Here is a 14,081-nt window from a genome sequence, read left to right as displayed (position 1 = left end):
CGTTCGAGCCACACTTTTCAACACACGCGGGCAACGGATCAAATTCACGCATTCCACAGACCCTTCTTCTTCATCTCTTCCATCTCGCGCGCCGCCCGCTCGCGCAGTCTTGCGTCGCGCAGCAGTTTTTCCACCGCGGCATCGTCGGATTTGTCGGAATAGCGGAACTCGCTGTCTGCGTAGCGGTTGATCTCCTGCATGACCATGGCAAGCGAGAACGGACCGCGCAGTTCCTCGATCATCGCTTTCTTGTCGTCGTAGCTCTTGTGCATGAAGGCTTCCGGCTTCTCGAACCAGTCGTCGGGCAGCTCGATGTCCATGGCGCGCATCTTGATGGCGTCGGTGACGTTCTTGATGGCGCGGCCGGTGAAGCGCGGTTCGGCGTCCTTGATCAGATGCAGGTAGGTGCCGATGTCGGCCATGGTCTTGGGCGCGCCGTTTTCCTTCATGTAGCGCTCATAGACCCGCATCAGCCCGTCCTCCTGGGGCTTTTCATGCTCCTCATAGGCCTCGGTCACGGCGCGCTGGATTTCCTGCGCGGCGTAGAGCTCGTGCTTGCCCAGAGGGATCTCATGGTTCTTGCCGGCGAGCAGCACGAAGATGTCGATATAGTCGTCGCGGGTCTGCGGCCCGTCGACCACCCAGCGGGCGCCGGCGCGCTGGCGCAGCGCGTCGTCGACATTCTCGGGATAGTTGGAAAACATGCCGAACGAGCAGTTGCCGCGCACCACCGTACCCGCACCGGCGAAGGCGTCCATCAGCACGCCGGTGATCTCCTGCTGGCCGGCCGAGGCGCGGTCGTCGGAGCGTCTGGCGGCGACCTGGTCGATGTCGTCGATGGTGCCGAAGCCGATGACGCGCGGGTTCAGGACGTTGTTGATGAACTGGCGGCAGTTCTGGCCCGATTTGCCCTGGTAGGACGAGATCTGGTCGACGCCGAAATTCTCATAGGCGAAGGGATAGCCGGCGACTTGGCAGTAGCCGTTGACGAGACCGGCGATCATCTGGATCAGCGTCGTCTTGCCGGTGCCGGGCGCGCCGTCGCCGATGAAGGTGAACAGGAAGCCGCCAAGCTCGACGAACGGGTTCAGCTCGCGCTCGAAATCATAGGCCATCAGCATCTTGGCGAGCTTGACCGACTGGTATTTGGCGATGTGGTTGCCGACGACCTCTTCCGGCTTCTTGAAGGTCATCACCAGCGGCTTGGAGCGCTTGCCGGGCGCGACGTCGAAGCCGTCGAGGGTGAAGTCGTCGGCATCGATGCGGATGTGGGCGCTCTCAAATGGGCCGATGCCGTCGAAACGGCCCTTGCGCGCCAGAAGCCCGTCGATGGCGACGCGGGCGAAGGCGCGCGCACGGGTCATCAGGTCGGTGTCGTTCGTCGAGCCCGCTATCGCCTTGTCGAGACCGGCCAGGATCGATTTCACCGCATCCTGCGGCGTGTCGAACAGGAAATCCGGCTCGGGGATATCGTTTGGTGCCTCGCCGTCGCTGTCGATGAGCTGGAACAGATAGGACGCAAGGCTGAAGGCCGAGATATAGGCCGAAGCCGACAGCAGCTTCTTGAAGGTCGACGCCTCGTCGCCCTCAAGCGGAGCGCGGGTGTTTTTCGCCTGCAGGCTTTCGAGATCTGAGCCCTCGGCGAAGACATCCGATACCGCCAGCGCGATCGCCGTGCCGCGCCGGGCACGGAAAAGCAGCGTGTGCTGCGAGATGGTCAGCAACTGATCGTCTGGATGGACGGCGCCGACGGTCTTCGACAGCTCGACCTCACGCGTGCGGCGCACCGAGCCGACCGAGACGGTGGACACGAAGCGGCGGTTGGTGCCGGCAAGCGCTGTACCGGACTCGCGCGCGGGATCCTCCAGCACCACAATGCGGGTGATGAAGCTCTGCGCCGTGGCGCGGTGCTTTTCAACAGCCGCTTCCGGGATTGTGGTCAGGCCGGTGTCCATGTCAGCTCCTCATCGGGATTATTTTCCCGGCTTCCGCGGAAGGACCCTGCGCCTGACGCGCCGCGTCCAGGTATATGTCCAAAGTCTGATCCAGCCTTTCGAAAAGCAGCTTGTCGAAAGCGACGTGCCCGCCGCCGCTCTGGTCGATCTCAAGCGCGGCAATGTAATCGGGGCGATCTTCCGGTCGGATCGCTACCGGCGGGTAGCCGCCTCGCGCCAGCACCAGATTCATCAAAAGGCGCGCTGTACGTCCGTTGCCGTCATTGAACGGGTGAATGGCGACAAAACGCCGATGAGCTTCAAAGGCAGTTCGTGGCGTGCTGGGCGCAGCGCTCAACCACCGGCAAAAAGCTTCCATCAGTGCCGGGATCTCCACAGGGGCGGGAAAATTGAATACGCCGACATTCGTATTCACGTAACGAGCGCTGTCGGCGTATTGGCCGGCTATCTCCGGCTTGGAATTCGCCACGACCAGATGATGAAGATTGCGGATGTCCGCCTCCATGATCGGATGATGGTTCTTTGAAGCGATCTCGAGTACCCAACTCAAGGCGCGTGCGTGATCGATGGCCTCGAGGTGATCCTTGAGCGGCTTGCCGCTGATCGTGATGCCTTTTTCCAGAACGAGGGCCGTCTCGCCCGCCGTCAGCGTGTTTCCCTCGATGGCGTTCGACGTGTACGTTATGTCGATACGCTGGCTGTGTTCCAGGCCATCCAGGGCGCCAGGCCGCACTCTCTTCTTCAGCGCATCGAGCTGCCGCTTCTTGCTGGAGATGCTAGCCGCGGCGGTCATTGTTGGCGCCTCGGTGTTGCGTGGCTTTCAATGACACAAACAAGGTTCCTAAACATCCGATATCACCTGCCCATTCGACAGGATGTGAACCTTGTAGCCGGCAAAAATCTTCTGCGCCTCGCCGGCGGCGTAAAGCGCCTGGTAGGCCTCGTGCGGGATCAGCGCATGATTCTCGTAGCTCGATACGCCCTGCCGCGCGGCTTCCAGGTCATCGGTGTTGATGAAGAATTCCTGTGTGGTCTTCTCGCTGGAGAACAGGCCCTTGCGGCCGGGCTTCTCGCCCTTGGAATAGACCTCCTGGATGGTCCAGGTCAAAAGCCAGGCGTTTTCGGGCTTGCGCACCTTGGCCAGCACTTCCGTCACCGTCGAATTGTTGTCGGTGATGCCTGCCGAATAGAAGGGACCGAGCACGACGCGCCGCAACTGCTTGGGGTGCAGCGGCTCGAAATCCTTGTCGAGATTGACGGCGATCGTCGCCGGCGACAGCGTATAGGCCGAATTCTTCTCGGTGAAATCGTCGAAGCGATGGGCAAGCTCGGGGTTGAGAAGGCCGTCGACCGGCAGCGGAATGTCGACCTTGTCGTTGAGCTTGCCGCTCCGGTCGACAAGCTGGCTGACCATGCTTTCGGAGGAATCCTCCACCGTCACCATGTAGATCAAGGGCAGGTTGGCGCTGCCGTCGAAGGTCGCCCAGTGGACCAGATAATAAGGCCGCGCCGTCTTCGGATTGACCGACACCTTGGCGGTCTGCGCCAGCGTGAACGGCCCGAAAGTCTGCTCGCTCTTGACGTCCTCGAGATAGAGCCGCTCGGCCATCGATTTCTGCAGCGCCTCGGGGAATTCCTTGTGGCGCAGGATGAAGTCGGCCATCTCCTCGCGCAGCTCGCCGGCCTGGGGAATGTTGGCAAGCCGGCTGTCCGCCTGGCGGCGGTCGTTTTCCAGTTCGAGCAGGTTCTGGAACACCGGGTAGCCGCTTTCGGCGCGCGAAATGCGGAACGTGTCCATGAAGCCCAGCCGGTTGCGCCAGCAGGAGAAGGACCTGTCGAGCCGGGCGATGTATTCGGCGACGATCTTGGCGACGATGCCGTGCCGGTAAAGCGGCGAGCGGTCGTCGCGCATGAACACTTCAAGGCCGCTGAGGGCGGCCGTGATCGCCGAGAAATACCGCGCCGCCGCGTCGTTTTCGGAGGTCATGCTATTGGCCCTGGATTGTCGCACCGGTGCGTGCGGCAATTATGACTGCACGTAATTGGCCGAATTGTGCTTCTTCAGCACCTCGTCGAAGCGGCGGGCGAACGCATCGTCGGCCAGCTTCTTGCGGCGCTGGATGTCGGCGCTGGCCACCATGTTCTTCTCGTGCATCTCCAGCAAGTCCCCGATGTGCTTCTGCGAGGCGGCGCCGATGCCGGCCATGGTTTCCTCGGCGGTGTTGTCAACCTGGCTGCCCAGCGTGTTGATCTTGTGGGCGACATCCTGCTGGGCGGCGGTCTTCAGCGAATCCTCGAGCGCCTTGTAGAGCACGATGCGCTGCTCGGTATCGATGGTCAGCTTGTTGATCAGCGTCGACTGCGCGGCGATCTGGTTGTTGAGCGAATCGACGAAGGTCTGGAACATCGAGGTGTAGCGCTCCAGCGTCTGGCTTTCGGCCAGCAGTTCCTGCTCCTTGGCCTGCTTTTCATTGTATTCCGTGGCCATCTTGGAGCGCTCGCCTTCGAGCTGCGTGCGGTCCTTCTGGCTGGTCGAGGCGGCTATCTTGTTCTCGATGTCGAGCAGCATCGGATTGAGCTCCTCGATGCGCTTCTGCACGGTTTCGAGGTTGGTCATCGTCACCTTACGGCGCTCGATGACCTGCGACAGGCTGGCCTCGGAGGTCTTGTAGCGCTGGTCGAGGACCTCTTTCTGCGCCTTCAATATGCCGACGATGGTGTCGGACTTGGCCAGCAGTTCCTGCAGATTGCCGGCGAGCGACATGTTGCGCACGCGGTCGGTGCGCATGCGCTGCTTGCGCTGCGCCGAAAAGACGCCGACGAAGTTTTCCCAGCCGGTATAGTTCTTCATGCTCTCGAACTCGGCGCCGAAGACGTTGGTGGCGTCCTCAAGCCCGATGATCAGGTCGGCGATGTTGCCTTCCATCACCTTCTGCTGCTTCAGCACATCCTCGATGCGGGCGTTCTCGATGTCGAAATTGGCGTCGCCGATCTTCTTGTCAGCGGTGGCGAGCGTGTCGAGCACGGTGCCGGATTGCTCGATCTTGGTGCGCATATCCTGGACGACCTGCTTGGTCTTGGCAATTTCGGCATCGAAATTCTGCAATGTCGCCATAGGGGCCTCCCGCTTCGGCTTCCGCTCGCTGGTTGCGAACAGCGGCGAATATATGTGGGGTATCAGGGGATTGAAAGACGTGAAGACAAGGACCGCGCGAAAACAAAATATCCGCCCGAACCCTTGAAAGGCAATGGAGCCGTGGTCATGGCGTGATCAACTGGCCGGCCAAGCCTGGTTCAGTTGATTTTGAACTTTCATGCCGGCAAAGCAATCAGTTCGCACTGAAGCGGGTGGTTCTGAAATTCGACAACAACTGACCATTTGCAGCGACGGCACGCGGGCCAGGCCGGGTCGTCTGACGACGAACGGCGTCCGCTCAGGGCTTGGGATCGGCCTTCAGATACGCGATGACATTGGCGATGTCGTCATCATTGGTCAGGCCGCCAAAGGCCATCCTGTTGCCGGGCACCTTCAGCTTGGGCGCTCTGAGGTATTCGGCAAGATTTGCCTCGTCCCAGACGAGACCGGCGGCACCCGCGCTCTTCATCGCCTCCGAATAATGGCCGAGGAAGCTTTCGGCGGTCCCCGCCGTGCGGCCGACGACGCCCATCAGATGCGGGCCGACCTTGTCGCGGTCAGTCGCCGCCTCATGGCAGGCCATGCACCGGTTGAAGACACGTTTACCCAGCACGGGATCACCCCCGGCCTGGGCGGCAACGGACGTGGCAAGGAGAAGAAGGCTGGCGGACAAGACGGCTCGAAGCATGGCTGACCCCGGAGAGCTCTGGCGGAGGGCGGAAAATAGGGCGCCGACCTTAACAAAGGCACCATAGAATGGCGCGACCGCCAGAGGTGGCAGCCGGCTACCCGATGCCGGGATCCAGCGGGGTTTGGTGTCAACCACCGACAAAACCGATGAAGTCGTCGGGTGCCGCGCGGCCCATTTCCTCTTCCCAGTGGCGGCGGCAGAGCGAGACATAGACGTCCTTGCCGATCGCCACCTGTTCGCCCTGACGGGCCACCTTGCCGTCGGGACCGAGGCGCACCACCATGGTCGCCTTGCGGCCGCAGCGGCAGATGGTGCGCACCTCGCGCAGATCGTCGGCGATTGCCAGCAGCGCTCGCGAGCCGGAAAACAGCTTGCCCTGGAAATCGGTGCGCAAGCCGTAGCACATGACGGGAATGTTCAGCCGGTCGGCGATGCGGGCGAGTTGCCAGACCTGCTCTTCCTCCAGGAACTGCGCCTCGTCGACGAAGACGCAGTGCACGGCGCTGCGCTGATGATGCTCGGCGACGCGGGCGAACAGGTCGTCGCCGTCGCGGAACATCTCGGCTTCCGTTTCCAGCCCGATGCGCGACGAGATCAGGCCGGTGTCGCCCTTGCGATAATGGCCGGCGACGAACAGCATCGTCTCCATGCCGCGCTCGCGGTAATTGTAGGACGCCTGCAGCAGCATTGTCGTCTTGCCGGCATTCATCGTCGCGTAGTGGAAGTAAAGCTTGGCCATGACGCTCTTTTAAGCCGACTTCTCGTCCCGCGGGGAGAGGCCGGCGCCGCATTCCCCCGAAAAAGCCGCCGTTGCCGGGGCGGATCGCACTTGGGCTAGACATGGAAAGCGTCAGCGGTGTCGCTGATGGGCCAGCCAGCGCCGTTGATCGTGATTGTCTTAGCGCTTGAAACCACTCCAGAATGGTGTTTGGCTGACGAAACAAGGCGGGCACAAAAACCGTAACTTCGCTTCGCCAAAGAATCGAAATGGGAGAATACAGATGTCGCGTATGAATTCCTTCGTCGCCGGCCTTGGCTTGGCGGCTTTCCTGTCCACGGGCGCCGCCTTCGCCGGCGATCCGGCAAGCTGCAAGGCGGTGCGTCTCTCCGATGTCGGCTGGACCGACATCCAGGCCACCACCGGGCTGGCCTCGGTGCTGCTCACCGCGCTCGGCTACGAGCCGCAGGTGATCCAGCTCTCGGTTCCGGTGACCTATGCGTCGCTGAAGAACAAGGACCTCGACGTCTTCCTCGGCAACTGGATGCCGTCGATGACCAATGACATCAAGGATTATACGGCCGACGGTTCGGTCGAGACCGTCAGCCAGAACCTGGCCGGCGCCGGTTACGGCATCGTCGTGCCGACCTATGTCGCGGATGCCGGCGTCAAGTCGCTGACCGACCTCGGCAAGTTCAAGGACAAGTTCAACGGCAAGATCTACGGCATCGAGGCCGGCAATGACGGCAATCGCATCATCCTCGACATGATCAAGAACCCGAAGGACAATCTCGACGGGTTCGAACTGGTCGAGTCCTCGGAGGCCGGCATGCTGACGCAGGCCGAGCAGTCGATGAAGAGCAATGAGTGGATCGCCTTCCTCGGCTGGACGCCGCATCCGGTGATGGGCGCCATGAAGATCACTTATCTCGACGGCATGGGCGACAGCGGTTTCGGTGCCGCCACCGTCTCGACCAATGTGCGCAAGGGCTACACGACCGAGTGCCCGAATGTCGGCAAGTTCATCACCAACCTGAAGTTCAATCTCGACATGGAAGGCGAGATGATGGACGCCATCCTCAAGGGCAGCGATGCCAACAAGGTGGCGACCGACTGGTTGAAGAAGAACCCGGACGCCGTGAAGCCCTGGATTGAGGGTGTCACCACTTTCGACGGTGGCGACGCCGCGGCGGCAATCAAGACCGCGCTCGGAAGCTGAGCCGACTGTGATTTCGGCGTGACCGAAACAGAGGGCAGCCATTGTGGAAAAGGCTGCCCTTTTTCGTATCCTGTGACAAGATGATGTCGCGACAGTACGGGGCCGAAGGCAGAGCTCTGGCACAAGAGGGGTGAGATGGATCCGATTTCCAAATTCATGGTCGATCACAAGATCCCGATCGGGGCCTGGGGAAAGGCGTTCTTCGGCTTCCTCACCGACAATTTCGACACCGTCTTCAGGGCTTTCTCGAATGGCCTCAACTTCCTGCTCGACGGGCTGGTCAACATCCTTCTGATGGTGCCGCCGGTGGTGCTCGCCTTGGTGATCGCCGTCGTCGCCTGGCTGTTGCAGCGCTCGCGGCCGCTCGCCATCGGCGTGTTCCTCGGCCTGATCTTCATCATCAATCAGAACCTGTGGAAACAGACGGTGCAGACGCTGGTGCTGGTCGTGGCGGCGGCGGCGGCGGCGATGGCGATCGGCGTGCCGCTCGGCATCTGGGCGGCGCACAAGCCGAAGGTCTACCGCATCATGCTGCCGGTGCTCGACCTGATGCAGACGCTGCCGACCTTCGTCTACCTGATCCCGGTGCTGACGCTGTTCGGCCTCGGCAATGCGCCAGGCCTCATCGTCACCATCATCTTCGTCATCCCGACCGCGGTCAGGCTTACCCATCTTGGCGTCGTCTCGGTACCGAAGTCGATCATCGAGGCCGGCGAGGCCTTCGGCGCCACCAAGAGCCAGCTGTTGTGGAAGGTCGAGCTGCCCTCGGCACTGCCCACCATCATGGCGGGTTTGACGCAGTCGATCATGCTGTCGCTGTCGATGGTGGTGTTCGCCGCCCTGATCGGCGCCGGCGGCCTCGGTACCGAGATCAACCGGGCGCTCGGCTCGCGCCGCATCGATCTCGGACTTGAGGCGGGCTTGGCAATCGTCGTGCTTGCCATCGTGCTCGACCGGATGACGCGCATTGGCGTTGGAGGCAAGAAATGACCGTCGCCGTCGATTTCAGGAATGTCGATATCGTCTTCGGCGCCGACCAGGCCGGCTCGCTGGCGATGATCGACAAGGGTGCGACGCGCGCCGAAATCCTCGAGAAGACCGGCAATGTGCTGGGCTGCGCCGGCGCCAGCCTGACAGTGCATGAAGGCGAAATCTCGGTGCTGATGGGCCTGTCGGGCTCCGGCAAGTCGACGCTGCTTCGCGCGGTCAACCGGCTCAACGTGGTGTCGCGCGGCCAGGTGCTGGTCAAGGACGGCGACCGCACGGTCGACGTCGTCACCTGCGACGAGCCGACCCTGCGGCGCCTGCGCCAGAAGCAGGTAGCGATGGTGTTCCAGCAGTTCGGCCTGTTGCCGTGGCGCACGGTGGAGGAGAACGTCGGGCTCGGCCTCGAACTCGCCGGCGTGCCGGACGCCGAGCGCAAGGAGCGCGTGCATCGGCAGCTCAAGCTGGTCAACCTCGACCAGTGGTCGAACAAATACGCCCATGAACTCTCGGGCGGCATGCAGCAGCGCGTCGGCCTGGCGCGTGCCTTCGCCACCGAGGCGCCGATCCTCTTGATGGACGAGCCGTTCTCGGCGCTCGATCCACTGATCCGCACCAAGCTGCAGGACGAACTTCTGCAGCTGCAGGCGGAACTGAAGAAGACCATCATCTTCGTCAGCCACGATCTCGAGGAAGCGCTGAAGATCGGCAGCCACATCACCATCATGGAGGGCGGCCGCATCGTCCAGACCGGCGCGCCGGAAGACATCGTGCTGCGCCCCGCCAACGACTATGTCCGCGACTTCATCGCCAATGTGAATCCGCTGTCGGTGCTGACCGCCTGGAATGTGATGCGCGACCGCCGCGACCTCGAACAGGGCACGGATGGCTGGGTGTGGCTCGACCGGCGCAAGACGACGCGCTTCAAGATCGACGAGCACGGGCTGGTGGCGGCGGCCGAGCGCGACGGCAAACCGGCGGTATGGGTGTCCTGCGCCGATGTCGAGGGTCAGCCGGAGGAGTTGGCGCAGGTATTCTGGGCCAATCCGGGCACCTCGCTGAAGACGGTGATGCTGGCCATGCACCGCTCGCAGACCGCGCCCGTGGCGCTGTTCGACGATCAGTCGCGCTTCGTCGGCGCGATCGGCATCAGGGATGTGCTGAGTGCGGTGCTGCGGCGGTAGAGGCCTCAAGCGATAAGGCCTACGCCGCCAGCGGCAGCCTCAGCTCGGTCAGCAACCCGCCTTGCGGGTGATTGGACAGGCGGACTTCGCCGCCCGCCGCGCGTGCGATGTTGCGGGCGATGGTCAGCCCGAGCCCGAGCCCGCCGGTCTGGCGGTTTCGGGACTGTTCGAGGCGCACGAAGGAGCCGAAGACGGCGTCGATCTGGGCCTGGGGTATGCCCGGCCCCTCGTCGCGGATGGCCAGCGTAATGGTGCCGTCCGAGCGGCTGAGGCTGAGATGCGCCATTTTTCCGTAAGTCACGGCGTTCTGCACCAGATTGGTGACGCAGCGCTTGAGCGCCACCGGCCGCGCCATGCAGATCAGGCCGCGCGAGCGGGTGTCGTCATTGTCGAAGGACACGGCGTCGTAGCTGTCGGCGATCGATTCCACGAGCGACCAGAAATCGATCCTCTCGGCCTTCTCTTCCGTCACCTCGAATTTGGCGAAGTCTATCACCGAACTGGCGATGCTTTCGATGTCGGCGAGATCGTGGGCGAGCGCTTCGCGCGCCGGTGACCTGCGCAGCAGCTCCAGGCGCAGCCGCATCCTCGTCATCGGCGTGCGCAGGTCGTGCGCAAGGGCCGCCGCGAGGTGTTCGCGGTCCTCGACATATTCGCGCAGCCTCGTCTGCATAGCGTTGATCGCCCTGGCGGCGGCGCGCACCTCCCGGCTGCCGCTCTCGGTGACCGGCGGGCTCTTGAGGTCGTTGCCGATCCGGTTGACGGCGGTTTCCATCATCCGGTAAGGCGCGGTCAGCCGGCGCAGCGACCAGATCGACATGATCACCACCAGCCCGGCGATCAGCCCATAGAGCGGCAGGCTGTCGACGCTCAGGATCGGGCCGACAGGTGTGATCGGTTCGGTGAAATTCAGCCACTGGCCGTCGGCGAAGCGCAGCGAGGCCGTAAGCTTGTCGCTCTGGGCGAAATCGGCGGCCAGCACCAGAAGGTCCCGCTCGACCTGGCCGATCTCGGGCCCGGGCGCGGCGCCGCCGGCATCGTCGGCTTCGCGCGTCGCAGGGTCGCGGCGCACGCGCGCGTCGGTGATGCCGAACTTGGACAGCCGGCCGACGAGGATGTCCTCTAGCTCGGCCAGTTCGTCGTCGCCGGCGATCGACGAGGTAACGGCGGGCGTGTCCGAAACGGTGAGCGCGTAGGTGGAATTGAACAGGCCGGTCGCCGTCGCCTTGCGCTCCTCCGGCGTGGCGTCATGCATGAGCTGCACCAGCGAGAAAGCGCGGTCGTTGAGGCGGTAGAGGTCGACCACGTCATTGGCGGCGGCGCGGTCGCGCGACACGATATAGAGGGTCGCGACCTGGCTGATCAGCAGGCCTGCAATGACGATCAGCAGCACCCAGACAGGCAGCGTCTGCGGCAGGAAACGTCTCATTCGGAGGTCGTTTCGGGCAGGAACTGGTAGCCGCCGCTGCGCACGGTGAGGATCAGCTTGGGCGTCTTGGGGTCGTCTTCCATCTTGCGCCGCAGCCGGCTGACCAGGATGTCGATGCTGCGATCGAAGGAATAATCGCTGTCGCCGCCGGACAGTTCGATGAGCTGGTCGCGGGTCAGCACGCGACCCGCGCTCTTGACGAAGGTTTGCAACAGGTTGAACTCGGCCATGGTCAGCTCGACCCTGACGTCGTCTGGCGCGGTCAGCCGGCGCCGCGAACAGTCCATGGTCCAGCCGGCGAAATGGTAAATCTGCTTGGTGGTGGCGCGCTTGGGCTCGGCGGCGCCATTGCGCCGCAGCACGGCGCGGATCCGGGCCAACAATTCGCGCGGATCGAAAGGTTTGGGCACATAGTCGTCAGCGCCCATCTCCAGCCCGACGACGCGGTCCGTCGTCTCGGTGACGGCGGTCAGCATGATGATCGGCGTCGTATACTGGGCGCGCAGGTCGCGGCACAATTCCAGCCCGCTCCTGCCGGGCAGCATCACGTCGAGCACGATGAGGTCCACCTGCGCGCGGCGCAGGATGGCCTCCATCTCGTCGCCATCGGCGGCAACCGAAGTGTGCAGGCCTCGCTTCTGGAAGAACTCCTGAAGCAGGTCGCGGATGCCCTTGTCGTCATCGACGATCAGTATATGCGCATCGGATTTCACAGCTGCCCTGTCAGGTTGTCGGCCAGGCATTTCCTGGCCGGTGAGCCACACGATAGAATTCGGGCCATATGTTGGCCAGTGCCTTGCTTTTCAAGGGAGAATGAATTGCGCCTTCTCCACTGGAAAGCAGCAGCCAAGCTCGGCCTGCCAGACACAATCCAGAAACAAAATTCTACAATCGGGAAAAACTCCTGAAAAGGTAGGGCGGCATAACGGTGCTGTGGCGGTCAGGTTATCGGCTGCGACGCTAGTCTCCGGGTTCACGGATAAACCGATGCCAAGTTTGTCGATCAGTTTGTTGGGTGCGTTGCTGGGCCTAGGCCTGGTCGCCGCCGCTGTCGGACAATCGGACGCAAAGGCGCCGCTCACCCGGAGCGAACGGTGCGCCAATCTCAGCCACCAGTTTGATGAAGCCCTCGAAACGCATGCCACGGCAACGCAGGTCACCGCGGCAAAGGCACTTCAGAGAAAGGGTAACCGGTACTGCGCCGCCAAGAAACAGGCGCAGGGCATCCGGATGCTCGCCAACGCTTTGAAGCTGCTTGGAGTGGCACCGAACGACCCGGTCCAGTGACACTCAAAACCGACCCGCATTAAAAGGAAAAACGAAGCCATGAAAAAGTCCATCCTGTCCGCCCTTGGTCTCGCCGTCGCTCTCGCATTCTCGATGCCGGTTCTCGGCAACGCAGCCGCCACCACGACCGCTGCCCCGGCTGCTGCCACCACGACCACCGCACCGGCTGCTGCCGCGACGACCGCGGCTCCGGCCAAGGCTGCTCCGAAGAAGGTCGCCAAGAAGACCGTCTGCAAGGTGACCAAGAAGCACAAGTGCCCGGTCAAGAAGGCGCCCGCGATGGCGGCTCCCGCGAAGATGGCCCCCGCCAAGGCCGCTCCGAAGAAGCCCTGATCGGCTTCGAGGTTCGTTCTATCAGGCCGTTCCAGCCGCACCGGCTGGGGCGGCCTTCTGCCAGGGGCATGGCCGATGAGTTGAACACCGCCAGCTTCCAGCCACGCATCTCGATCGTGCTTAACCCGTTTTCAACGCCGGCCTTGTAGGGCAATCCGCATGAAGAAGCGGCTTTCGTCCATTTTGCGCTCGATGGTCATCGGCGGCCTTGTAGCCACCGGTGTCGCCAGGGTGCTGATCCTGTTCTCCGCCAGCCCGGTGCCGGATCCGGCGAGCGGGCGCACCGAGCCTTCGCTGTTCGCGCCAGCGATTTCCAGCAACTGGGACTACATCACCCCGACGCAGACATGGCTGCTGATCGTGCTTGCCGGCGTGACGCTGATCTGCGTCGCCGGGTGGCCGATCGCGGCCTGGATGGAACGCCGGGCCGACGCCGGCGCAAATCGGCGCATCCTCGGCCGTCAGGGCCGTTGAACCGCGACCGACTATTTCCCACATGACAGTGAAGGACCGGGCCCGCCCGCCGACGGTCCGCAAATGGACGATGGCTGCCGCCCGTGGCAGAATGCGGCCTTGAGCTCGATCGCAGACTGTCGGTTCGGATGCCTGAAATCACCACAAAACCACGCGTAAAGGTCAAGCCGCAGACCGAACGGCCGAAGCTCTACAAGGTCATCCTCGTCAATGACGATTTCACGCCGCGAGAATTCGTGGTGACGGTGCTGAAGGGCGAGTTCAAACTCTCGGAGGACCAGGCGCACCGGGTGATGATCACCGCGCACCGGCACGGCGTCTGCGTGGTCGCGGTCTTCACCAGGGATGTCGCCGAGACCAAGGCGACGCGGGCCACCGACGCCGGCAAGGCCAAGGGCTATCCGCTGCTGTTCACGACTGAGCCGGAGGAGTAGGGGAGGGACTTGGTCCCTTCTGAACGCTGGCAATGGCGAAACCATTCGCGACGGCATCTTTCTCCCAGTCACTATACGGGGAGAAATGTCCGGCAGGACAATGAGCGGCGGCGCCGTAGGGTGAAAATCGTTCAGACGAGTGCGCACAGCGGATCGCTGATCACGCGAATTCAGCGTTGCCCCTCATCAGCCCTCCGGGCACCTTCTCCCCGTGAACGGAGAGTAGGAAAAAACGCC

The 14,081-nt window shown here is 62.9% G+C and carries 15 protein-coding genes; 7 read left to right on the top strand and 8 right to left on the bottom strand.

The window, feature by feature from the left end; all coding sequences use genetic code 11:
- Nucleotides 1–44 precede the first annotated feature (44 nt).
- From LB569_RS17195 to LB569_RS17170, 6 genes are all read right to left on the bottom strand, one after another.
- Nucleotides 45–1,955, bottom strand: coding sequence for an AAA family ATPase (locus tag LB569_RS17195; protein WP_224693313.1), 1,911 nt, complete (start codon nucleotides 1,953–1,955; stop codon nucleotides 45–47).
- Nucleotide 1,956: 1 nt separating this feature from the next.
- A complete protein-coding gene (locus LB569_RS17190) occupies nucleotides 1,957–2,748 on the bottom strand; it encodes a Fic family protein (RefSeq protein ID WP_224693312.1) in 792 nt (263 codons plus the stop codon).
- Between the two features lie 48 nt (nucleotides 2,749–2,796).
- The gene (locus tag LB569_RS17185; RefSeq protein ID WP_224693311.1) at nucleotides 2,797–3,942 is read right to left on the bottom strand and encodes a hypothetical protein; all 1,146 of its coding nucleotides are present in this window, start codon (nucleotides 3,940–3,942) and stop codon (nucleotides 2,797–2,799) included.
- 39 nt (nucleotides 3,943–3,981) lie between these two features.
- Nucleotides 3,982–5,070, bottom strand: coding sequence for a hypothetical protein (locus LB569_RS17180; protein WP_224693310.1), 1,089 nt, complete (start codon nucleotides 5,068–5,070; stop codon nucleotides 3,982–3,984).
- A gap of 319 nt (nucleotides 5,071–5,389) precedes the next feature.
- Nucleotides 5,390–5,779: a c-type cytochrome gene (locus LB569_RS17175; RefSeq protein ID WP_224538830.1), complete on the bottom strand. Its 390-nt coding sequence runs from the start codon at nucleotides 5,777–5,779 to the stop codon at nucleotides 5,390–5,392.
- A gap of 130 nt (nucleotides 5,780–5,909) precedes the next feature.
- A complete protein-coding gene (locus LB569_RS17170) occupies nucleotides 5,910–6,521 on the bottom strand; it encodes a thymidine kinase (RefSeq protein WP_140704750.1) in 612 nt (203 codons plus the stop codon).
- Nucleotides 6,522–6,783: 262 nt separating this feature from the next.
- Between LB569_RS17170 and LB569_RS17165 the strand changes: the two genes are divergently transcribed.
- From LB569_RS17165 to choV, 3 genes are all read left to right on the top strand, one after another.
- On the top strand, nucleotides 6,784–7,719 hold the full coding sequence (locus LB569_RS17165) for a choline ABC transporter substrate-binding protein (protein WP_140704752.1): 936 nt from the start codon (nucleotides 6,784–6,786) through the stop codon (nucleotides 7,717–7,719).
- 135 nt (nucleotides 7,720–7,854) lie between these two features.
- The gene (gene choW, locus LB569_RS17160) at nucleotides 7,855–8,709 is read left to right on the top strand and encodes a choline ABC transporter permease subunit (protein WP_140704754.1); all 855 of its coding nucleotides are present in this window, start codon (nucleotides 7,855–7,857) and stop codon (nucleotides 8,707–8,709) included.
- The gene (gene choV / locus LB569_RS17155) at nucleotides 8,706–9,887 is read left to right on the top strand and encodes a choline ABC transporter ATP-binding protein (RefSeq protein ID WP_224693309.1); all 1,182 of its coding nucleotides are present in this window, start codon (nucleotides 8,706–8,708) and stop codon (nucleotides 9,885–9,887) included. The genes choW and choV overlap by 4 nt, the downstream gene beginning before the upstream one ends.
- A gap of 19 nt (nucleotides 9,888–9,906) precedes the next feature.
- On the opposite strand, the gene LB569_RS17150 is transcribed toward choV, so the two are convergent.
- Together LB569_RS17150 and LB569_RS17145 are read right to left on the bottom strand one after the other, a co-directional pair.
- Complete coding sequence (locus tag LB569_RS17150) at nucleotides 9,907–11,316, bottom strand: ATP-binding protein (RefSeq protein WP_224693308.1); 1,410 nt, start codon at nucleotides 11,314–11,316, stop codon at nucleotides 9,907–9,909.
- On the bottom strand, nucleotides 11,313–12,029 hold the full coding sequence (locus LB569_RS17145; RefSeq protein ID WP_140705060.1) for a response regulator: 717 nt from the start codon (nucleotides 12,027–12,029) through the stop codon (nucleotides 11,313–11,315). The genes LB569_RS17150 and LB569_RS17145 overlap by 4 nt, the downstream gene beginning before the upstream one ends.
- Before the next feature lie 274 nt (nucleotides 12,030–12,303).
- On the opposite strand from LB569_RS17145, the gene LB569_RS17140 reads away from it, so the two are divergent.
- From LB569_RS17140 to clpS, 4 genes are all read left to right on the top strand, one after another.
- Nucleotides 12,304–12,603, top strand: a complete 300-nt coding sequence (locus tag LB569_RS17140) for a hypothetical protein (protein ID WP_224693307.1) — start codon at nucleotides 12,304–12,306, stop codon at nucleotides 12,601–12,603.
- Between the two features lie 39 nt (nucleotides 12,604–12,642).
- Entirely contained in the window at nucleotides 12,643–12,936 is a 294-nt protein-coding gene (locus tag LB569_RS17135; protein WP_140704760.1) for a hypothetical protein, read from the top strand.
- A 159-nt stretch (nucleotides 12,937–13,095) separates the two neighbouring features.
- Entirely contained in the window at nucleotides 13,096–13,410 is a 315-nt protein-coding gene (locus LB569_RS17130) for a hypothetical protein (RefSeq protein ID WP_224693306.1), read from the top strand.
- 128 nt (nucleotides 13,411–13,538) lie between these two features.
- Nucleotides 13,539–13,844, top strand: coding sequence for an ATP-dependent Clp protease adapter ClpS (clpS, locus tag LB569_RS17125; protein ID WP_140734332.1), 306 nt, complete (start codon nucleotides 13,539–13,541; stop codon nucleotides 13,842–13,844).
- Nucleotides 13,845–14,081: the final 237 nt, after the last annotated feature.

The organism is Mesorhizobium sp. BH1-1-4, from assembly GCF_020165665.1.
Lineage (GTDB): Bacteria > Pseudomonadota > Alphaproteobacteria > Rhizobiales > Rhizobiaceae > Mesorhizobium.
This window is presented reverse-complemented; position numbering and strand designations above follow the sequence as displayed.